Raw genomic sequence first — 19,809 nt, forward strand, 5'->3', positions numbered from 1 at the left:
TTGGAATCGTTGGTGGTGCAGGTTTTTCAGGCGGGTCGGTTCACCGGTGTCTGCGGGTCATCCGGTGAGGTCGAGGTGGTAGGTCCGGGAGCCGGTGCGCCACCACACGTCGGCCTGCTCGTTCGAGCTCAGCTCGGCGATGAGGCTGCCGACCACCGACACGGTCCCGGCGTAACCCTCCCCGGTGACGGTCATCGGCCAGTCACTGCCGAACATCAGCCGCTCCGGGCCGAAGGCGTCGAGAGCGATGTCCCACGCCGGGCGTACCGCCTCGACCGTCCACGGCTGGCCGGCGAGCTCGAGCCCGGAGACCTTCGCCACGACGTTGTCGTGCCGCGCGATCTCGCGCAGATCCCGCTCCCACACGGTGAAGGCGTCTGTGCCGCGTGGTGGCTTGGCCAGGTGGTCGACGACGACGACCAGGTCGGGGACCGCGGCCGCGGCCCGGGTGGCGCCGCCCAGCTGGCGGGGGAACGCATCCGGCACGTCCAGCGGGACGTCCTGCGCGGCAAGGACTTTCAGCGTGCCGCGCACGGCTGGGAGGTCCAGCACGTCGTCACGGGCGTCGTCGTGGACCAACTGGCGCACGCCGCAGAACGCGGGCGACTCGCTCCAGCGCTCGAGGGCCTGGGCAGCGCCCGCAGGGTCCTCGAGGTTGACCCAGCCGACCACGCCGGCGACCCAGTCGTGCGCCTCGGCGACGTCAAGCATCGACTGGGTGTCGACGGCCGAGTCGGCGGCCTGGACGAGCACGGCGCGCGAGACCCCGGCGCCGGCGAGCTGGAACGCCGCCTGGCCGGCTGTGAACCTGTCGTACAGCGGCCCGAGGTCGGGCGTCAGCCACGGGTAGACCCCGGCCGACGGGTCCCACAGGTGCACGTGCGCGTCGAGGCGCAGCGCGGGGAGCGGCCCACTCATCGGACCACCTCCGGCACGAGGCCTTCGGCTGCCAGGGTGTCCCACAGCGCCGGGTCTGGCGTGGACGCTGCGCGCTCGACGTTCTCGCGCACCTGGGCCGGCGTCCGCGCCCCGAACACGACGGACGTCACCACTGGGTCGAGCGCCGCGTAGTGCAGGGCAGCGGTGGGCAGGTCGGTGCCGTGCGCCTCGCAGACGTCGGCGAGGCGTTGGGCGCGAGCCACGACGTCCGGGGGTGCCACCGCGTAGTCGAAGGTGCCCGACGGCCGCGGGGTCGCGAGCAGTCCCGAGTTGTAGACGGCCGTCGCGGCGACCGCGACCCCGCGCTCTCGGCAGAGCGGGAGGAGCCGCACGGTCGCGGTGTGGTCGACGAGGGTATGCCGCCCTGCCACCATCAGCTCGTCGGTCTCCTCGCGCTCGCCGGCCGCCAGCAGCGCCCCCTCATCCATCGAGCCGACGCCGATGCGAGTCACCATGCGCTCGGACCGTAGTGCAGCGAGCGCGGACAGGCCCGTGTCGCAGGCGGACTCGGCGTCAGGTGCCTTCTCCGGGTCGTGCAGGTAGAGCGTGTCCACGCGGTCGATCCCCATGCGGTCGAGCGAATCGGCGAGGGAAGCGCGCACACCGGTCTCGGAGAAGTCCATCACGCGCGTGAGGTCGCCGGGCACGTCGAAGAGGTCGGGATCACGTGGAGGCCCGCCGGGATTCGGGCGCAGCAGGCGCCCGACCTTGGTGGACACGCGCACCGAGCCCGGCTGCATACCTCGGAGGAACCGGCCGAGGCGCTCCTCGGCCAGTCCGAGGCCGTAGTGCGGGGCCGTGTCGAAGGACCGGATGCCGCACTCCCAGGCGGTCTCGAGGACGGCCTGCGCCTCGGCGTCGCTCATCGCCCCGAGCAGGTTGCCCAGAGTGGCGGTGCCGAGCGTCAGGGAGCCGGTGGTGAGGGTCATGGCCGGGCCGCGACCTCGTGCTCGACGATGCTGGTGCCGAGCATCTCGGTGGAGGCGCCGGGCGTGGTGGGCGCGACGTAGTGGCCGTCGCGGATCACGACGGGGCTCACGAAGTGCTCGTGAAGGTGGTCGACGAACTCGATGAAGCGGCCCTCCGTCGTGGCGGACACCGCGACGTAGTCGAACATCGAGATGTGCTGGACCGCCTCACAGAGGCCGACGCCGCCCGCGTGGGGGCAGACGCGCACGCCGAACTTCGCGGCGAGCAGGAGCATGGCGAGGTTCTCGTTGACGCCGGCGACACGGGTCGCGTCGATCTGAAGCACCTGGAGCGCATCGGCCTGGAGGAACTGCTTGGCGAGCACACGGTTCATCATGTGCTCCCCGGTCGCGACCGGGATCGGGGCAAGGGCGCGGGAGATCGCCGCGTGTCCGAGCACGTCGTCGGGGGAGGTGGGCTCCTCGACCCAGGCGATGTCGTGCTCCCGGAGGGCCCGGACCCAGCCGATGGCCTCGCTGACGTCCCAGCGCTGGTTGGCGTCGATGGCGATGCTGATGTCGTCGCCGACGGCCGCGCGCGCGATCGCGAGACGACGGCGGTCGTCGTCGAGGTCGCCGCCGACCTTCAGCTTTATCTGCGAGAAGCCTTGGGCGACAGCCTCTTTGGAGAGCCGCTCGAGCTTGGCGTCGTCGTACCCCAGCCATCCGGGGGTGGTCGTGTAGGCCGGGTAGCCGGTAGCGAGCAGCTGGGCCGTGCGCTCGGCGCGGCCCGGCTCCGCGGCGCGGAGGATGGCCAGGGCGTCGTCACGCGTCAAGGCGTCGGTGAGGTAGCGGAAGTCGACGCAGTCGACGAGCTGCTCGGGGGTCATGGTGCCGAGGAGATGCCACAGCGGCAGTCCTGCACGCTTGGCCTTCAGGTCCCACAGCGCGTTGAGCACGGCCCCGATGGCCATGTGCATGACGCCCTTCTCCGGGCCGAGCCACCGCAGCTGCGAGTCGTAGACGAAGAGCCGCCACGCCGCGCCCATGTCCTCGATGAGCGACTCGACGTCCTGGCCGATGAGGTAGTCGCGCAGGCTCTCGATCGCGGCGACCTGCACGTCGTTGCCGCGGCCGATGGTGAAGACGAAGCCGTGGCCCTCGAGGCCGTCGTCGGCGTCAGTGACGAGGCGTACGTACGCGGCCGAGTAGTCGGGGTCGGGGTTCATCGCGTCGGACCCGTCCAGCATCAGCGACGTCGGGAACCGGACGTCGTGGGTGTGCAGGGCGATGAACTGGCTCATGTCTCTCCTCGTAGCTGGAACTTGCGTCATGAAACATCCGATCTTTATGGTGTGTCAAGTGCCAGTCGCGCCGATCGGCGGCGAAGCGCGCACCCAGTCATCTAGGAACGTCGGAGGTTTGTCGTGAAACTTGCCCGGTTCGGCCCCGTCGGGGGGGAAGTGCCCGCCGTCCTGCGTGACGACGTCTGGCGCGACGCCCGGCCGGCGCTTGCCGTACGCCCGGAGCTGGGTGCTGACTTCGGCCCCGCGTTCTTCGCCGCCGGTGGCCTGGCCCACCTCGAGAGGGCGCTGGGCGACTGCCCCGAGCTCGACGTCGAGGGCCTGCGCCGGGGCGCTCCGGTCGGGCGCCCCGGGGCCGTGATCTGTGTCGGCATGAACTACGCCGCACACGCCGCCGAGTCCGGGTCCCTGCCACCGGCGCAGCCGGTCATCTTCCTCAAGCTGCCCAACACGGTGGTCGGCCCGGACGACGACGTGGCGATCCCACGGGGCAGCACGAAGACCGACTGGGAGGTGGAGCTCGGCATCGTCATAGGCCGGCACACCTCGTACCTCGACTCACCGGCCGGTGCGCTGGACCGCGTCGCCGGCTTCGTCGCCGTGAACGACGTGTCTGAGCGCGACTTCCAGCTCGCGGTGTCGGGCGGCCAGTGGAGCAAGGGCAAGTGCTGTGCCGGCTTCAGCCCCACCGGACCGTGGCTCGTCACGCCCGACGAGGTCGAGCACAACGCCTTGCGTCTGCGCAGCTGGGTGAACGGCGAGCCGCGTCAGGACTCCTCCACGGCCGACATGATCTTCGACGTCGCGACGATCGTGCACCACCTCAGCCAGTACCTCGTGCTCGAGCCGGGGGACCTCGTGCTCACCGGCACACCCGAGGGCGTCGCGCTGTCGGGTCGCTTCCCCTACCTGGCCGCGGGGGACGTCTGCGAGGTCGAGATCGACGGCCTCGGCCGCTCCCGGCAGCAGTTCGTCTGAGCCGCAACTTTTCTCGCCACACGCCGCGTCACTGCAAAGGAGCACCATGAAGGACTTCGAGGGCCTCGTTGCCATCGTCACAGGAGGAGCGTCCGGCATCGGCGCTGCCGTCGTCAGTGAGCTCGTCGAGCGGGGTGCCCGCGTCGGGGTGCTCGACCTCGACCCGAGCGATGTCACCCGGACGGATGCGGTCGCCGCAGTGCGCTGCGACGTCGCCGACGACGCGTCCGTAAAGGCAGGCGTGGAGGTGGTCGCGGCCCGTTACGGCGGTGTCGACATCGTCGTCAACAACGCCGGCATCGGCGCCCAGGGCGCAGTCGGCGACAACGGTGACGACGAATGGCACCGTGTCTGGGACGTCAACGTCCTCGGCATCGTCCGCGTCACCCGGGCCGCGCTGCCTCACCTGCGGGCCTCGCCGACTGCAGCCGTGGTCAACACCGGCTCCATCGCAGCAACCCAGGGCCTGCCCCAGCGCGCCCTCTACTCCGCGACCAAGGGCGCGGTGCACGCACTGACCCGTGCGATGGCCGCCGACCACCTGTACGAGGGCATCCGAGTGAATGCGGTCGCGCCGGGCACCGCCGACACCCCCTGGGTGACGCGCCTGCTCGCCAAGACCGACGACCCCGACGCCGAGCGCGCGGCACTCGACGCGCGCCAGCCGCACGGCCGGCTCGTGTCCGCCGCCGAGGTCGCAACCGCCGTCGCCTACCTGGCCTCACCGCGCTCCGGCTCCACCAACGGAGTCTGCCTCGCTGTCGACGGCGGCACGGACAACCTCGTGCCGCGGCCCCGGCCGCAGGCCTGACGGTCGCAGCGTGCTGTCGTGAGAGTCGCGCTGTTCGCCACGTGCTTCAACGACACGATGTGGCCCTCGACGCCTCGCGCCGTCGTCACACTGCTCGAGCGGCTCGGGTGCCGGGTCGACTTCCCGAGGGCCCAGACCTGCTGCGGCCAGATGTTCACCAACACGGGGTATGCCGCCGAGTCCGTGCCGCTCGTCCGTTCCTTTGTCGACGTGTTCGGTGAGTTCGACGCGGTCGTCGTGCCGTCGGGGTCGTGCACGGGGTCGGTGCGTGAGCAGCACGCCGGCCTGGCCCGTCGGGCGGGGGACCAGGGGCTCGAGCGTGCGGTCGAGCAGCTGACGCCGCGGGTGCACGAGCTGTCGGAGTTCCTCGTCGACGTGCTCGGCGTCGTCGACGTCGGTGCCTACTTCCCGCACCGGGTGACCTATCACCCGACGTGCCACTCGCTCCGGATGATCAGGGTCGGCGACCGGCCGCTGCGGCTCCTGCGCGCCGTGCGCGGGATCGACCTCGTGGAGCTGCCGAGCGCCGAGGAGTGCTGCGGGTTCGGCGGGACGTTCGCCATGAAGAACCCGGACGTGTCGGTCGCGATGGGCTCGGACAAGGCCCGGCACGTGCGCGAGACGCGTGCCGAGGTGCTCGTCGCCGGCGACAACTCCTGTCTCGCCCACGTCGGTGGGCTGCTGTCCCGGCAGCGGGCGGGGGTCCGCCCCCTGCACCTCGCCGAGGTCCTCGCCTCGACCGAGAACGCCCCCTTCACGCCGGAGGGGGTCCGATGAGCCGCACCTTCGTCGGCATGCCGACGTTCCCGGTGGCCGCACGCGAGGCCGTTGCGGACACGCAGCTGCGGCGCAACCTCGGTCACGCGACGGCGACGATCCGGGCCAGGCGGACCGCCGCAGTCGGCGAGGTCGACGACTGGGAGGCCTTGCGCGTCAAGGGCGCACAGGCCAAGGACCGTGTGCTCGCCGACCTCGACACGTACCTCCTCCAGCTCGAGGCGCGGCTAACGGAGGCCGGTGCGACCGTGCACTGGGCCCGCGACGCCGCCGAGGCCAACGCCATCGTCGTCGCCATCGCGAAGGATCGCATCGCGGACGACCCGACCCCCGAGGTCGTCAAGGTCAAGTCGATGGCCACGCAGGAGATCGGACTCAACGAGGCGCTCGAGGCGGCCGGCATCCACGCCTGGGAGACCGACCTCGCCGAGCTCATCGTCCAGCTCGGGGACGACCTGCCCAGCCACATCCTCGTCCCGGCCATCCACCGCAACCGCGCCGAGGTGCGCGAGATCTTCCGCCGCGAGATGGTCACCGTCGGGCGTCCCGCACCTGACGACCTCACCGACGAGCCGGCCCGTCTGGCCGAGGCCGCGCGCCTGCACCTGCGCGAGAAGTTCCTGCGCGCCAAGGTCGCCGTGTCCGGCGCCAACTTCGCGGTCGCAGAGACCGGCACGCTCGTCGTCGTCGAGTCCGAGGGCAACGGCCGCATGTGCCTGACCCTGCCCGACACCCTCATCAGCGTCGTCGGCATCGAGAAGCTCATCCCGACCTGGGAGGACCTGGCCGTCTTCATGGAGCTGCTGCCCCGCTCGTCCACCGGTGAGCGGATGAACCCGTACACCTCGATGTGGACCGGCGTCACGAGCACCGACGGCCGGCCCGACGGACCACAGGACGTGCACGTCGTGCTCGTCGACAACGGCCGCACGACCGTGCTCGCGGACGTCGTCGGCCGGCATGCCTTGCGGTGCATCCGCTGCTCGGCCTGCCTCAACGTCTGCCCGGTCTACGAGCGGGTCGGTGGGCACGCGTACGGCTCCGTCTACCCCGGCCCGATCGGCGCCGTCCTCGGCCCGCAGCTGCGCGGCCGGCAGGGCGCCCTCGAGCAGTCGCTGCCCTACGCCTCGACGCTGTGCGGCGCGTGCTTCGACGCCTGCCCCGTCCGCATCGAGATCCCCGAGCTGCTCGTGCACCTGCGTACGAAGGTCGTCGACGACCACCGAGGTGGCGTGCCCACTCCGGAGGCTGCGGCCAGGAAGGCGGGCGCCTTCACCTTCACCAAGGCCTCGCGGCTCGAGAAGGCACAGCGCGCGGCGACGGCAGCGGGACGGCTGCTCGGCCGCCGGACCCACCTCACCCGGCTGCCGTGGCCGCTCTCGGCGTGGAGCGAGGCCCGAGACGCTCCGGCACCGCCCACCGAGAACTTCCGGCAGTGGTGGGCGCGCACCCGCGCTGGTGACGCCGGGGATGAGCGCGGCCCCCAAGGGGAGGGCCAATGACTGTGCAGGGCGGTGTCCCGGACACCAGCGAGGCCCGCGCCGCGATCCTCGAGCGAGTTCGAGCCGCATTGTCCGCCAAAGGAACTCACTACCCCAGGACAGACTCGCCGGAAGGCCGGCCCAGCGACATACCCGCGCCCGCGGGGACCACGCACGCGGTGACCGAGCTGTTCGTCGAGCGTGTGGAGGACTACCGTGCGACCGTCGTCAGGTGCCCGTCCACGGGGCTGGGGGCGGCGCTCGCGGCGGCGCTGGGGGAGGCGTCCTCCGTCGTCGTGCCGGCAGGCTTCGGCACCGACGTACCCGGGCAGCTGCTGCGCGAGCGTGACGTCGCCGACGTGCACGCCGTCGAGGGCATCGACGCCGTGGTCACGACGGCTGCGCTCGCCATCGCCGAGACCGGGACGATCGTGCTCGACCACGGTCCCGGGCAGGGACGACGTGGGCTCAGCCTGCTGCCTGACCTGCACGTGTGCGTCGTGCGCGCCGACCAGGTCGTGCTCACCGTCCCCGAGGCGGTCACTGCCCTGCGCCCCAGCGTCATGGCGGGTCGGCCCCTGACGTGGGTCAGCGGCCCCAGCGCGACGAGCGACATCGAGCTCGACCGGGTCGAAGGGGTGCACGGCCCGCGTACCCTGTGCGTCGTCCTCGTCGAGTAGCACGCCGGGGTGCTGCGTCAGGTCATGGTGAGGACGACCTTTCCCTCGGCTCGCCCGGTGCGGACGTAGTCAAGGGCGCCGCTCGCCTCGTCGAAGTCGAAGGCCCGGTCCACGACGGGCTTGAGTGCTCCGGAGTCGACGATCTTGTTGTCGAGCGGGTTCACACCTGCTGCGTGGATCCGGACGAGCACGTCGCGCTCGCCGATCTCCGGAGTCGGCAGCCCGCCCACGCGGGGCACGCTGTCCTTGCCGTACTGGTTGACGATGAAGGCTTTCAGGGGTGGGTGGACCTCACGGGGTTGGGCGGCCGGCGGCCGACTGGTGGGTTGAGGCACAGGCTGACGCGTCGCTCGAGGAGCGCGGCCGAGAGAGGGTGAGCTCGGGAAGCAGCTCGGCGGGTAGAAGATGGCCGCGGCGCCGCGGTGTCCACTGGTTACGCGTGCGCCGCCGTCAGCTGCGGATAGACCGCCTCGAGGGGCGCGCTGAGCCCGGCCTTGAGCTGGACGGACGTCTCGTCGGCGAGGACCTCGTACTCGCCCGCCTCCGTGGCGTCGAAGACACGGCTGACGAGCACCGCCGGGTCCAGCTTCGGGTCGGTGGTGTGTGCCGCCATCGCGGTGTCGACGTACCCGACGTGCACGCCGACGACGTGCACGCCCGCGGGGGCCAGCTCGAGACGCAGGGAGTTGGTCGCCGACCAGAGGGCGGCCTTGGTCGCGCTGTAGATGCCGGCGACGGCGTACCAGCTCAGGGCCGAGTGGATGTCGATGATGACCGACTCGTCCTGCGCCGACAGGACAGGGGCGAACGCGCGCGCGAGGAACAACGGGCCGAGGAAGTTCGTCTCGACATTCCGGCGGATCTCGTCGTCCGTGTGGGTGAGGATCCCCGCGCTGGCGGGCGACGCCCCGGCGTTGTTGATCAGCACGGTCACGTCCGGCGCCGCCTCGACGGCCGCCTGGATGGAGGCGGGGTCGGTCACGTCCAGGGTCAGGGGCACGATCCGTTCGTCGTCCCACGTGCGGGGTGTGCGAGCGGTGGCGTAGACCTTCGCTGCGCCGCGGGCGAGGGCTTCGTGGACGAAGTGCGTACCGATTCCGCCGTTGGCGCCGGTGACGAGAACGACTGCTCCGTTGAGTGAGGACACGAGGTTCCTTCTTTCCTTGAGGGTGTGGGGCTCCGGTCATGGGAGAGTGAACGGAGGCATGTTCGAGCCGATCCAATAGCGACTATCCTCATAACTGAGGACGATCAGGTTCTATTCCGGAGGAGCCCACATGTCTCCCACCCCCCAGCCGCTCGGACGGCGCGAGCGCAACAAGCAGGACAAGCTCGACCGCATCGTCGCCGCGGCCAGCGAGCTGTTCGCCGAGCGAGGCGTCGACGAGGTCACGACCCAGCAGATCGCCGACAAGGCCGACATCGGCACCGGGACGCTGTTCCTCTATGCCAAGACCAAGGGCGAGCTGCTGCTGCTCGTGCAGAACGCCCACTACGCCGAAGCACTTCAGCGCGGCCGGGCAGAGGCGGAGACCGCCCCGGACACGCTCGAGGCGGTGCTGGCGATCCTGCGGCCGATCGTGGAATGCAATCGCGCCCAGATCGAGAACGGGCGAACGTACCTGCGAGAGATGGTCTTCGGCAACGCGGAGGAGCCCCGCCACGGCGAAGCGCTCGCCATCGCCTCGCAGACCGAGGAGGCGGTCGCCGCCGCGCTGCGCCGAGACCGACGGATCGGCGAGGACGATGCTGCGAGCCTGGCGCGAATCGTGTCCGCCGTGATGTTCCTCGCCATGGCGGCAACCGTGAACATCGCCTCGAGCGTCGACGAGATCGTGGAGGACATCCGCGGCCAGCTCGGCGTCCTGCTGTCTCGCTGACTGTCTCGCTGGCGACCGCGCCGCAAACTCCGCTCAGCGACCACTCGCTGGGATGGTTCGGACGCACCTCTTGACACGGGAGAGCCGCGTTGTAACGATAAACCGCAGTTCGCCACCCTTCCGAACTACGCGAGGCCAGGGGCCCGACCATCCGTCGGTTTTATCGATCAATCCCACGCACGAACTCGTCCGCCCAGGACGCGTAGCAACGGAGGTACGCCATGGGGTACAACGCTTCTCTCGACCGGCGCAGTTTTCTCACCTGGTCCGCGGTCGGCGCCGCGGCAGCTCTCGCTGGATGTACGACGCAGGGTGCCACGGGCGCCGGCGGTGCCGGCGGTGCCGGAGGCAAGGGCGTCACGGTCATGGGGGTCGCCGACGACTTCCCCAAGGACCTGCTGAAGATCTGGAACAGCAAGCACCCGGACCTTCCGGTCAAGATCATCGCCTACGACGAGACCCGCCTCAACGCGATGCTCGCGGCGGGCAACCCGCCCGACCTCGTCCGGGGCCTGGGGGCTCAGCAGGCCGGCTTCCTCGCCAGCAGGAAGATCGCCCGGCCGTTGGATGACTACATCGCCAAGAGCTCGGCCTTCAAGGTCAGCGATCTCGACCCGGTCAACGACGTGTGGCGCTGGGACGGCACCAAGCAGGGAGAGGGCCAGATCTACGGCCTGACCAAGGACTACAGCCTCGACATGATGCTCTGGTACAACTCGAGGCTGTTCGAGTCGGTCGGGGCGACCGCACCCACCGCCGAGCGCCCCCCGACGTACGACGACATGCTGGACGTGGCCAAGGAGCTCACCAGCGTCAAGGGCGGCAAGGTCCTGCGCTACGGGATGTGGAGCACGGCTCCTGCGGTCGAGGGCATCCACGCGATGATGGCCACCACCGGTGTCCCGCTGTTCGCCGAGGACCTCAAGACGGTCGACTTCAGCTCCCCCGAGGCCCAGAAGGCGGTGCTCTGGCTCGCGAACGTCGCGAAGGCCAAGGTGGGCTACACGCTGCTCGACCCGAACCCCGACGGCTGGGACTGGCCGCCGTTCAGCGTGCAGCGTGAGGCGATGGCGCAGGCCGGCTACTGGTTCGCGGGTGCCGTCGCCGGCGGCGAGGGCACGGGCAAGTGGGCGCGCCTGGCACCGGCGCCGATGCTCGGCACCAAGCGGGTCAGCCCGACCACCTCCGCCACCGGCCACTGGATCCCGACCAAGGCGAAGAACCCGGACGGCGCGTTCGCCCTTCTCGAGTGGTTCACCGCGGGCGAGCCGGCGGTCGCGCGCGCCAAGTCAGGCTGGGGCATCCCGATCATCAGGTCCCTCGCGTCGCACCTGCCGACCGCAGAGCCCTTCCAGAAGGAGGCCCTCGAGACGCAACGGGCCGAGAGCCAGTACGCCACCGTCCTCACCTTCTCGCCCTACGCGACGGTGACGGCCCTGTCCGCCACGGTGGCAGGCCTGTTCCCGCAGCTCGTCAAGGGCGGCATGACGATCGGCCAGTTCGCCGACCAGGCCAACGACAAGTGCAACCAGCTCCTCGCCGAGGGTGTGTCGCGGGTCGGGGGCTGACATGTCCGCGGCGTCCTCCTCGGTGCACCCCGCTTCCAGACCGCGTTTCTACCAGACGACGCGCTGGCGCCAGGGTCGAGACTTCTACCTGTTCGTCTCGCCATGGGTCGTGGGCACGATCCTGCTCACGATCTTCCCGCTGGCCTACGCCTTCGGGGTCAGCCTGACGAACTGGGACGGCATCAGCCCGGGGTTCCGATGGGTGGGCTTCGACAACTACGCAAAGGTGCTGTCGAACCCAGAGACGTGGGCGAGCCTCGGTCGGACCGGCATGCTGGCCCTGGTCGTGGTTCCCATCACCGTGGTCGGGAGCCTGGTGCTGGCGGTCCTGCTCAACAACAAGGTCCGGTTCCGTGCCGGCTGGCGAACGCTCATCTACCTTCCGGCTGTGGTGCCGCCCGTCGCGGCAACGTTGACGTGGAAGCTGCTGTTCGAGCGCGACTCCGGCGCCGTCAACGCGATCCTCGGCCTCTTCGGGCGCGATGCGGTCAACTGGATGACCGGCCAACAGGTCTTCATCGTCCTCATCGTCGTCATGCTGTGGGGGATAGGCGGTGGCGTGATCATCAACCTCGCTGCGCTGCAAGACGTTCCGCAGGAGCTGCTCGAGGCGGCCGAGCTCGACGGGGCCGGCCACTGGCGGCGGTTCGTCTCCGTGACCGTGCCGACCATCTCGCCGGTGCTGCTGTTCCAGTTCGTCACGACGACCATCGGCGTGCTGCAGACCTTCGTCCCGGCACTGCTGCTGTCACCTGGCTCGGGGGCCGCGGCGATCACCTCCGTGCCGGAGTCGAACCGGCTGTTCATGATCGATGTCTATGCCGAGTACTTCGCGTTCTCGCGGTACGGCTACGCCTCCGCGATGCTCTGGCTCTTCTTTGTCGTGATCCTGCTCATCACCGGCATCTTCTTCAAGGTGAGCGGGCGCACCGTGTTCTATGCGGTTGATCCGTCGGCAGGTGGAAGGAATGACTGACACCATGGCGAACTCACTGAAACAGGCCAAGACGCTGAGGGACCCGACGATCGACCCTGTGACCGTGCGGCAGAGCCGGCCGGGGCAGGACGAGGGGGACCGCCGCGAGCGCAGCCGACGACACCGACCGAGCCGAGTCGTCTTCACGATCCTGCTCGTCGTGTCCCTGCTCCTGCTCTTCCCGGTCTACTGGATCTTCGTGACGGCGTTGAAGTCGCCGAACCAGCTGGCCTCCGGGGGGACGCTCCTCTGGCCGGCTCCGGCGCACTTCGAGAACTTCATCCACGCGGTCACCGACATCGCCTTCCTCGTCTACGCCGCCAACTCGGTGTTCCTCTCGACGGTTTCGGGCCTGCTGACGACCCTGTCGTCGGCGCTCGTCGGATACGGCTTCGCGCGGCTGCGGGGACCCGGCAAGAACGTCCTGTTCGGTGTGCTCATCGCGATGATGATGATGCCGGGAATCATCACCCTCATTCCCACCTACCTGCTCTTCGCCCGGGTCGGCCTGGTCGGGACGTACTGGCCGTGGGTGCTGTGGGGAGCGGCGGCCGCGCCGTACCTCATCTTCCTCTACCGCCAGTTCTTCGCCGGGCTGCCGAAGGAGCTCGAGGAGGCCGCGGTGCTCGACGGGTGCTCCCAGGCCCGGATCTTCTGGCAGATCTTCCTGCCGCTGTCCAAACCGGTGCTGGTGACGGCCTTCGTCATGTCCTTCGCCGGAGTGTGGGGCGACTTCATCTCTCCGATGCTGCTGCTCGACAACAGCAACACGACCCTGGCGGTGGCCCTCACCAACGGATACGTCAACGAGAAGGGGTTCCCGCTGAACAACCTCATCGCGGCCGGCGCGATTCTGTACGTCATTCCCCTGGTACTCATCTTCGTGTTCATCCAGCGAAGGTATGTGCAGGGCCTCAGCGCCACCGGCATCAAGTAGGAGCAAGGGGTACAACGATGGTGACCATGGCCGATGTCGCGCGAATCGCCGGCGTCTCGACGATGACGGTGTCGAACGTGCTCAACGACCGCAAGGCCGTGAGTGACTCGGTGCGCGAACGGGTGATCGAGGCGGTCGAGACCTCCGGCTATGTCATGAACCACTCCGCGCGTGCCCTGCGCAAGGGCGCCACCGGCGTGATCGGTCTGGCGGTGCCCGGGTTGGACAACCCCTACTTCAGCCTGCTCGCCGACCGTGTCATCGCCCGAGCGGGCCAGCTCGGCTACCGGGTCGCGATCGAACACACGAGCGCCGAGGTCGAGGGTGAGCTCGCCGCCGTCGCGACCTCGCGCAGCCTCGACTACGACGGGCTCATCATGACTGCGGTGGAGATCGGCCCCGAGGAGGCGCAGCGGCTCGCACGCACCATTCCTCTCGTGCTGATCGGCGAGAGGTCCGTGGGCGGCTCGGTCGACCACGTCGCCATGGCGAACGTCGAGGGCACCCGGGCCGCGACAGCGCATCTCATCGAGCGAGGCTGCCGCAGGATTGCGTGGGTCAGCGTGCCGGACCCCGTGGACGACACGAACAACGTGCTGTACCTGCGCCACCAGGGGTACCTGCAGGCTCTGGAACAGGCAGGGCTGGAGCCGGACCCCGGTTTCAGGGTCCACCCCGGGGGTCTGACCTTGAGCGGGGGCCGCGACGCGGCGCACCGACTCGTCGACGATGGCGTCGACGTCGACGGGGTCGTCGCCGTCACCGACTCCGTCGCCCTCGGCGTGCTGCGCGGACTCGCCGACCGTGGGGTGCGTGTGCCGGACGACGTGCGCGTCGTCGGTTTCGACGACGTCAACGAGGCGCAGTTCAGCGTGCCCTCGCTGTCGAGCATCCATCCCGGACACGACTGGATGGTCGACACGATGCTCACCCTGCTCCTCGAGCGGATCACCGGTACGAGGACGGGCACCGGGCTCGAGCTCGTGGCCCCGTACGAGCTCGTCGTCCGGGAGTCCTCTGCCTGACCCCGACTGCCCAGCACCCTCCGACACAGCCCGACACACCGTGCAGAGTCCCGCGCGGACCTCCTTCACCTTCCATGGAGACAGCCATGCCCAACACCACTGCCCGCGTGATCGTCAACCTCGACGTCACCGGACACACCATCAGCCGACACCTCTACGGCCACTTCGCCGAACACCTCGGACGCTGCATCTACGGCGGGTTCTGGGTCGGGGAGGACTCCGAGATCCCCAACATCGGCGGCATCCGCAGTGACGTCGTCGACGCGCTGCGCGCGATCCGGATCCCCAACCTCCGCTGGCCCGGCGGCTGCTTCGCGGACGAGTACCACTGGCGTGACGGCATCGGCCCGCGCGAGCAGCGGCCGCGGATGGTGAACTCGCACTGGGGCGACGTCGTCGAGGACAACAGCTTCGGCACGCACGAGTTCATGGCGCTGTGTGAGCTGCTGGGGGCAGACCCCTACATCAGCGGCAACGTCGGCAGCGGCACGGTCCGCGAGATGTCCGACTGGATCGAGTACCTCACGCGTGCGGACGACTCGCCCATGGCGGCGCTGCGGGCTGCCAACGGACGGGAGGAACCGTGGCGGGTGCCGTTCTGGGGCCTCGGCAACGAGGCGTGGGGGTGCGGTGGAAACATGCGCGCCGAGGCCTACGCCGACCTGGCGCGCCAGTACGCGACGTACGTGCGGGAGCACAACGACAACACGGTCTACCGCATCGCCGCAGGAGCCGACGCCGACGACGTGTCGTGGACGCGCGTGCTGATGGAGCAGCTCGGCTCGATGACGGAGCCCGTACGCTCGGCATCGCCCTTCCAGGCGGTCTCCGTGCACCGCTACACCGTGCCCGGCCCGTGGGAGAACAAGGGATCTGCCACCGGGTTCAGCGAGGACGACTACTGGACGACGATGGCCGCCGCGAAGGGCACCGAGACCGCCCTCCGGCGACACGCCAGGGTCATGGACTGTTACGACCCGGACAAGCTGGTCGGCCTGGTCCTCGACGAGTGGGGCACCTGGTGGGACGTCGAACCGGGTACCAACCCGGGGTTCCTCTTCCAGCAGAACACGCTGCGCGACGCCCTCGTCGCGGGCATGCACTTCGACGCCTTCCATGCGCTTGCCGACCGGCTGGTGATGGCGAACATCGCGCAGACCGTCAACGTGCTGCAGGCCATGATTCACACGGACCCCGACACGAACGCACTGCTGCTCACACCGACCTACCACGTGTTCGCCATGAACGCCGACCACCAGGACGCGCAGTACCTTCCGACGCACCTCGACGCGCCCGCTGCCGTGCGCCGCGTCGACGGCGAGGACCTCCCGACGTTCTCGGTCTCGGCGAGCCGCAAGGACGGCAAGGTGCTGATGTCCGCCTCCAACCTCGACCTCGAGCACCCGGTGACGCTGTCGGTCGACCTCCGCGGTGGATGCCTCGACAACATGACGGCCCAGGTGCTCACCGCCGAGAAGGTGGACACGTGGAACGACGCAGGCAACCCCCACGCCGTCGCACCCGCTGACCTCGAGGTCGTCTCGACGGCCGACGGCGTGGTTCGCCTGCAGGTTCCTCCCCATTCGTTCGTCACCGTTCGCGGCACGCTCGTCGGATGAGGCGACCGTCATGACGTCCGGTGCGGCGGGGGGAAACCGACCCTGTCGCCGGTGCCCGTCCGCCGAGGACCGGAGTCCCGAGGCCGTCCGGGCGGCCGTGCGAGAGCAGCTCTCCTGGGAGACCGACCTGGCCTCTGAAGAGGTCAGGGACAGGCGCCTGGACCTGTGTCGTCGTTGTCCGGACCTGCTGGCCCACACCTGCCGCCGGTGCGGGTGCTACGTGGAGTTCCGGGCCTCGCTCCAAGACAAGAAGTGTCCTCGGGGCAGCTGGTAGCCGGACGCCAGCAGCACTCTGCGCTTTGGGGATTCGCTCCCGTCCGGTGGACCGTGCTCACCACGCCCCGCCCCGCTGTCACTCCTTCCACCGCACCACCATCCACTCACCCGACTGAGGTACCCATGACACAGAAGCTCGTCGCACGCATCGGGTCGCCTGCCGGCATCACCATCTCGCCGGACCTGTGGGGGATCTTCCTCGAGGACCTGAACGACGCCCTCGACGGCGGTCTCAACGCCGAACAGGTGCGCAACGGTGACTTCGAGTTCTCCCGCCTGGACCAGCACGGATGGGGTCCGCTGACGGGCTGGCAGGTCGTCCTCCCTGACGGGCGGACCCGGCTCTGGGCGCGCACCCAGGACCCGGTCCATCCGAACAACGCCACCTACGTGCGGCTGCTCGGCCCGGTCACCCTGCGGAACGAGGGCTGGGACGGCGTCCGGGTCAGAGCGGGCGCGAGCCACCGGGTCGGCTTCGCCGCACGCGTCGTGCATGGCGCCGGGTCCGTTCGGGTCGTGATCCGCGACCGGTCGGGTGTCCTCGCCGAGGCCACCGTGGCTGTCGCCGGCGCCGCGTGGGCGTGGTACTCCGCAGACCTGCCGGGTCGGGCGGACGGGCGAGGCATCCTGCACGTCGAGCTGCCCGAGGACCTCGCCATGGACCTCGACGCGGTCTCGCTGCGGCCGGTCGGGACCGACGGGGAAGCGCTGACGTTTCGCCCGGATCTGCTTGCTGCGCTTGCAGACCTACGGCCCTCCTTCGTCAGGTTCCCGGGCGGCTGCCTCGCGCACGGCACCGGGCTGGAGAACGTCTACCACTGGAAGGACACCGTCGGGCCACGGCACACCCGGCGGCATACGTTCAACCCGTGGGGCTACCACCAGTCGATGTCGATCGGCTACGTCGAGTACTTCGCCCTCTGCGAGCAGCTCGGGGCGACGCCGTTGCCCGTCGTGGCCGCCGGCGTGTGCTGTCAGAACACACCCGGGGGGCCGCGCCCCATCCCGGACGAGGAGATGCCGGCCTACATCCAGGACGTGCTCGACCTCGTCGAGTTCGCCAACGGTCCCGTCGACTCGGCATGGGGAGCGATCCGCGCCCAGCTGGGGCACCCCGAGCCGTACCGCCTGCGCTACCTGGGTCTCGGGAACGAGGACCAGATCACCGACGACTTCCGCGACCGCTACGCGCGGATAGAGGAGGCCGTGCGGGCCGCCCACCCGGACCTCACCGTCATCGGGACCGTCGGGCCCTCCCCCTCCGGGTCGGACTTCGACGCCGGGTGGCGCTTTGCCAGGGAGCGGGACATCGCCCTCGTCGACGAGCACTTCTACTGCTCGCCGCGATGGTTCCACCAGAACACCGACCGGTATGCCGGCTACCCGCGTTCCGGCCCCGGCGTCTACGTCGGGGAGTACGCCGCGCACGGTCGACAGGTCCGTTCCGCCCTTGCCGAGGCGGCACTCATGATCGGCATGGAATGCGACTCGGACGTGGTGCGGCTCGCCTCCTACGCGCCACTGCTCGCCCGCAACGGTCACAGCCAGTGGGTGCCCGACCTCATCTACTTCGACGCCGACAGGGTGCTGCCCTCGGCGTCCTACGACGTGCAACGTCTGTTCGGGACCGAGCGCGGGGTCGAGGTCCACGACATCGACGTCGAGGGTGCGGACCCCGTGCCGGTGCCCGCGCTCGACGCGGGCACCGTCCGGGTGAGCGCGCCCACCGCGACCGTGAGCTTCCGCGGCATCGAGGTCGACGGCGTGCCGCTCCCCGAGCTGACGACGACCGGCGAGGATCCCGTCGAGCTCGCCGCGGTCGGCGCCACGCGCGCCACCGTGACGTTCACCGCCGAACGCGTCTCCGGGACCGACGGGTTCGTCGTCGAGCTGGGCGCGAGGGAGCCGGGGGCGTACCTGGCCCTGCATGTCGGCGCGTGGCAGAACAAGTCGACCCTGCTCGTGCATCACGGCGACGGTCAGCACGACAACGCCGGCTCTCCCGAGCCGTGGGCGGGCGTCATGACGGGCGTCCCGGTCGAGGTGACGCTGGAGGTCGACTGGCCCCGGACGCGCGTGTGGGTGGACGGCCGGCTGCGTCACGACGTCACGCACGACGAGCGCCCCGAGCGCCGGGTCGTCGCCGGCGCGGCATCCCGGGTCGCGGCCGACGGCGTCGTCGAGTACGTGGTGCGACTGGTCAACGCGACGGCCACCGCCCGGGAGACGCGCGTCGAGCTCCCGGCGGAGGCCGCGGAGGCCGCGGACGCCGCGGACGCCGCGGCGAGCGTCACGGCGGACGTCACGGCGAGCGCCACGGTGCTCGCGGGGACCGGGCCCGATGACGGCGGACCGTTCGAGGCGTCTCCGATGACATCAGCCGCCTGCGACCTGACGGGAAACGGTGGCGTCGAGCTGACCCTCCCACCATGGTCCTTCGCCGTCCTCGTCGTCCGTCGTGAGGCTCCCCGCGGGTGAGCCTGCTCATGGCGACGCGTCACTCCCGCCTCGTCGAGATCGTCCACGATGCCGGCGCCGCGGGATGTGACCACTCCGGGCTGGCAACCCTGCTCGGCGTCTCGGAGAGCACCGTCCGTCGCGACGTCGCCGCGCTCGTGCGGCACGGGAGTCTCGTCCGCGTCCGAGGTGGCGTCTTCGGTCGCTATCACCAGCCCAAGGGGCTTCCGCCTGACGAGGTCGAGGGGACGGGGCGGAGGTTGAGTGCCCTGGCAAGAGAGGCGGTCAGCGGCGTTCGGTCCGGTGACCGGGTCGGGCTGGGGACCGGGCCGGGAGCCGTCGAGATGGCCCGGGCTCTCGCCCTGGTCGCACGCCTGACCGTGGTCACCACGTCGGTCGCGGCAGCCGACATCCTGCACCGGTCACGCCCCCCGGGCCTGGAGCTGGTCATGCTCGGCGGCCTGCGGACGACGACCGACGGAGTCGGCGGGCCGATCACCGTCGCGCAGCTGGAGCAGCTGCGGGTCGATCACCTGCTCGTCGGAGTCTCCGCCGTCGATCGCGTCGCCGGTCTCACCTCGCGTGACGTCATGGACGGTGAGGCGCTGAAGGCGTTCGCCCGCGTGAGCGAGACGGTCAGCGTCGTCGCGCCGGCTCCGGCCTGGGGGCGCGTGGAGCTCTTCCCCTCGTTGCCGCTGGCCGCGGTCGACGTCGTGGTGACCGACCGGGTGCGGGGCGAGGACGAGAGTCGTCAACGGCACCCCCGGCCGTGACCGCGACGATGAACGCCGGGGGTCAGCGGGCCGGAGCCACACCGCTCAGCCGGACGTCATCGGTCAGCGGCAGGTAGATCTGGTCGCGGATCTCGTCACCGCAGCGAGGGCAGCACCACCCGGTCTCCCGCCTGACGTAGTGGTGCCCGACGGAGCCACAGCCCACGGCCGGGCCGGTCCCCGCCCACGCCGGCTCAGCAGCGCGGCGCGACGGCCGGTCGGCACGGTGGAAGGCGACGCCGCTGAGGGAGCCGACGAGCATCGCGAGGACCGCGAGGGGCCACAGGGTGGCCAGCGAAGTGGCTTCGGAAGAGATCACCGCGTTCATCTCAGCTCCATTCCTCGGTGCTTGGGGCCGGGGCCCCGTCACTGGAATCCTCTTGTCGGGCTTCCTTGTCGAGAACTGTGCCGGGCTCACTG

General features: G+C 70.1%; 20 protein-coding genes. 14 read left to right on the forward strand and 6 right to left on the reverse strand.

Translation table 11 applies throughout. The features are described 5' to 3' along the window. Positions 1–57: 57 nt before the first annotated feature. From H9I49_RS22420 to H9I49_RS22430, 3 genes are read right to left on the reverse strand one after another with little or no spacing between them, the layout of a single operon-like run. Positions 58–918, reverse strand: coding sequence for an amidohydrolase (locus H9I49_RS22420; RefSeq protein WP_188032622.1), 861 nt, complete (start codon positions 916–918; stop codon positions 58–60). Then, complete coding sequence (locus H9I49_RS22425; protein ID WP_188032623.1) at positions 915–1,868, reverse strand: aldo/keto reductase; 954 nt, start codon at positions 1,866–1,868, stop codon at positions 915–917. The genes H9I49_RS22420 and H9I49_RS22425 overlap by 4 nt, the downstream gene beginning before the upstream one ends. Then, on the reverse strand, positions 1,865–3,151 hold the full coding sequence (locus H9I49_RS22430; protein WP_188032624.1) for an enolase C-terminal domain-like protein: 1,287 nt from the start codon (positions 3,149–3,151) through the stop codon (positions 1,865–1,867). The genes H9I49_RS22425 and H9I49_RS22430 overlap by 4 nt, the downstream gene beginning before the upstream one ends. Before the next feature lie 123 nt (positions 3,152–3,274). Between H9I49_RS22430 and H9I49_RS22435 the strand changes: the two genes are divergently transcribed. From H9I49_RS22435 to H9I49_RS22455, 5 genes are all read left to right on the forward strand, one after another. After that, the gene (locus H9I49_RS22435) at positions 3,275–4,129 is read left to right on the forward strand and encodes a fumarylacetoacetate hydrolase family protein (protein WP_188032625.1); all 855 of its coding nucleotides are present in this window, start codon (positions 3,275–3,277) and stop codon (positions 4,127–4,129) included. Between the two features lie 46 nt (positions 4,130–4,175). Then, the gene (locus H9I49_RS22440; RefSeq protein WP_188032626.1) at positions 4,176–4,940 is read left to right on the forward strand and encodes an SDR family NAD(P)-dependent oxidoreductase; all 765 of its coding nucleotides are present in this window, start codon (positions 4,176–4,178) and stop codon (positions 4,938–4,940) included. An 18-nt stretch (positions 4,941–4,958) separates the two neighbouring features. Further along, complete coding sequence (locus H9I49_RS22445; RefSeq protein ID WP_188032627.1) at positions 4,959–5,717, forward strand: (Fe-S)-binding protein; 759 nt, start codon at positions 4,959–4,961, stop codon at positions 5,715–5,717. Next, positions 5,714–7,219: a lactate utilization protein B gene (locus tag H9I49_RS22450; protein WP_188032628.1), complete on the forward strand. Its 1,506-nt coding sequence runs from the start codon at positions 5,714–5,716 to the stop codon at positions 7,217–7,219. Before H9I49_RS22445 ends, H9I49_RS22450 begins: the two co-directional genes overlap by 4 nt. Positions 7,220–7,377: 158 nt before the next feature. Beyond that, positions 7,378–7,878, forward strand: coding sequence for a lactate utilization protein C (locus tag H9I49_RS22455; protein WP_370587703.1), 501 nt, complete (start codon positions 7,378–7,380; stop codon positions 7,876–7,878). A 17-nt stretch (positions 7,879–7,895) separates the two neighbouring features. Here the strand turns inward: H9I49_RS22455 and H9I49_RS23535 are convergent, their stop codons facing one another. Together H9I49_RS23535 and H9I49_RS22465 are read right to left on the reverse strand one after the other, a co-directional pair. Continuing rightward, positions 7,896–8,213, reverse strand: coding sequence for a zinc-binding dehydrogenase (locus tag H9I49_RS23535; protein ID WP_223129113.1), 318 nt, complete (start codon positions 8,211–8,213; stop codon positions 7,896–7,898). A 98-nt stretch (positions 8,214–8,311) separates the two neighbouring features. Beyond that, positions 8,312–9,025, reverse strand: a complete 714-nt coding sequence (locus H9I49_RS22465; RefSeq protein WP_188032630.1) for an SDR family oxidoreductase — start codon at positions 9,023–9,025, stop codon at positions 8,312–8,314. A gap of 130 nt (positions 9,026–9,155) precedes the next feature. Between H9I49_RS22465 and H9I49_RS22470 the strand changes: the two genes are divergently transcribed. The 9 genes from H9I49_RS22470 (at position 9,156) to H9I49_RS22505 (ending at position 19,389) form a co-directional block, all read left to right on the forward strand. Further along, positions 9,156–9,758: a TetR/AcrR family transcriptional regulator gene (locus H9I49_RS22470; protein WP_188032631.1), complete on the forward strand. Its 603-nt coding sequence runs from the start codon at positions 9,156–9,158 to the stop codon at positions 9,756–9,758. A gap of 221 nt (positions 9,759–9,979) precedes the next feature. Further along, complete coding sequence (locus H9I49_RS22475) at positions 9,980–11,326, forward strand: extracellular solute-binding protein (RefSeq protein WP_188032632.1); 1,347 nt, start codon at positions 9,980–9,982, stop codon at positions 11,324–11,326. Between the two features lies 1 nt (position 11,327). Continuing rightward, complete coding sequence (locus H9I49_RS22480) at positions 11,328–12,302, forward strand: carbohydrate ABC transporter permease (RefSeq protein ID WP_188032633.1); 975 nt, start codon at positions 11,328–11,330, stop codon at positions 12,300–12,302. Next, a complete protein-coding gene (locus H9I49_RS22485) occupies positions 12,295–13,239 on the forward strand; it encodes a carbohydrate ABC transporter permease (protein ID WP_223129114.1) in 945 nt (314 codons plus the stop codon). The genes H9I49_RS22480 and H9I49_RS22485 overlap by 8 nt, the downstream gene beginning before the upstream one ends. Before the next feature lie 26 nt (positions 13,240–13,265). Continuing rightward, positions 13,266–14,264: a LacI family DNA-binding transcriptional regulator gene (locus H9I49_RS22490; protein ID WP_223129115.1), complete on the forward strand. Its 999-nt coding sequence runs from the start codon at positions 13,266–13,268 to the stop codon at positions 14,262–14,264. An 86-nt stretch (positions 14,265–14,350) separates the two neighbouring features. Continuing rightward, positions 14,351–15,883, forward strand: coding sequence for an alpha-N-arabinofuranosidase (locus H9I49_RS22495; protein WP_188032635.1), 1,533 nt, complete (start codon positions 14,351–14,353; stop codon positions 15,881–15,883). A 10-nt stretch (positions 15,884–15,893) separates the two neighbouring features. Beyond that, on the forward strand, positions 15,894–16,157 hold the full coding sequence (locus H9I49_RS24640; RefSeq protein WP_223129116.1) for a DUF6171 family protein: 264 nt from the start codon (positions 15,894–15,896) through the stop codon (positions 16,155–16,157). Between the two features lie 125 nt (positions 16,158–16,282). Then, the gene (locus H9I49_RS22500) at positions 16,283–18,637 is read left to right on the forward strand and encodes an alpha-L-arabinofuranosidase C-terminal domain-containing protein (RefSeq protein ID WP_188032636.1); all 2,355 of its coding nucleotides are present in this window, start codon (positions 16,283–16,285) and stop codon (positions 18,635–18,637) included. Then, complete coding sequence (locus H9I49_RS22505) at positions 18,634–19,389, forward strand: DeoR/GlpR family DNA-binding transcription regulator (protein ID WP_188032637.1); 756 nt, start codon at positions 18,634–18,636, stop codon at positions 19,387–19,389. The genes H9I49_RS22500 and H9I49_RS22505 overlap by 4 nt, the downstream gene beginning before the upstream one ends. Positions 19,390–19,411: 22 nt before the next feature. Here the strand turns inward: H9I49_RS22505 and H9I49_RS22510 are convergent, their stop codons facing one another. Beyond that, on the reverse strand, positions 19,412–19,717 hold the full coding sequence (locus tag H9I49_RS22510; protein WP_188032638.1) for a hypothetical protein: 306 nt from the start codon (positions 19,715–19,717) through the stop codon (positions 19,412–19,414). Positions 19,718–19,809 lie beyond the last annotated feature (92 nt).

This window comes from Terrabacter sp. MAHUQ-38, assembly GCF_014518425.1.
In the GTDB taxonomy this organism is placed as follows: domain Bacteria; phylum Actinomycetota; class Actinomycetes; order Actinomycetales; family Dermatophilaceae; genus Terrabacter.

What these genes read in the sequence shown, in the direction of transcription:
- H9I49_RS22420 (WP_188032622.1), bottom strand. Translation starts at nt 918, where the DNA reads ATGAGTGGGCCGCTCCCCGCGCTGCGCCTCGACGCGCACGTGCACCTG.
- H9I49_RS22470 (WP_188032631.1), top strand. Translation starts at nt 9,156, where the DNA reads ATGTCTCCCACCCCCCAGCCGCTCGGACGGCGCGAGCGCAACAAGCAG.
- H9I49_RS22450 (WP_188032628.1), top strand. Translation starts at nt 5,714, where the DNA reads ATGAGCCGCACCTTCGTCGGCATGCCGACGTTCCCGGTGGCCGCACGC.
- H9I49_RS22430 (WP_188032624.1), bottom strand. Translation starts at nt 3,151, where the DNA reads ATGAGCCAGTTCATCGCCCTGCACACCCACGACGTCCGGTTCCCGACG.
- H9I49_RS22490 (WP_223129115.1), top strand. Translation starts at nt 13,266, where the DNA reads ATGGCCGATGTCGCGCGAATCGCCGGCGTCTCGACGATGACGGTGTCG.
- H9I49_RS22475 (WP_188032632.1), top strand. Translation starts at nt 9,980, where the DNA reads ATGGGGTACAACGCTTCTCTCGACCGGCGCAGTTTTCTCACCTGGTCC.
- H9I49_RS22480 (WP_188032633.1), top strand. Translation starts at nt 11,328, where the DNA reads ATGTCCGCGGCGTCCTCCTCGGTGCACCCCGCTTCCAGACCGCGTTTC.
- H9I49_RS24640 (WP_223129116.1), top strand. Translation starts at nt 15,894, where the DNA reads ATGACGTCCGGTGCGGCGGGGGGAAACCGACCCTGTCGCCGGTGCCCG.
- H9I49_RS22425 (WP_188032623.1), bottom strand. Translation starts at nt 1,868, where the DNA reads ATGACCCTCACCACCGGCTCCCTGACGCTCGGCACCGCCACTCTGGGC.
- H9I49_RS22510 (WP_188032638.1), bottom strand. Translation starts at nt 19,717, where the DNA reads ATGAACGCGGTGATCTCTTCCGAAGCCACTTCGCTGGCCACCCTGTGG.
- H9I49_RS22500 (WP_188032636.1), top strand. Translation starts at nt 16,283, where the DNA reads ATGACACAGAAGCTCGTCGCACGCATCGGGTCGCCTGCCGGCATCACC.
- H9I49_RS22440 (WP_188032626.1), top strand. Translation starts at nt 4,176, where the DNA reads ATGAAGGACTTCGAGGGCCTCGTTGCCATCGTCACAGGAGGAGCGTCC.
- H9I49_RS22485 (WP_223129114.1), top strand. Translation starts at nt 12,295, where the DNA reads ATGACTGACACCATGGCGAACTCACTGAAACAGGCCAAGACGCTGAGG.
- H9I49_RS22495 (WP_188032635.1), top strand. Translation starts at nt 14,351, where the DNA reads ATGCCCAACACCACTGCCCGCGTGATCGTCAACCTCGACGTCACCGGA.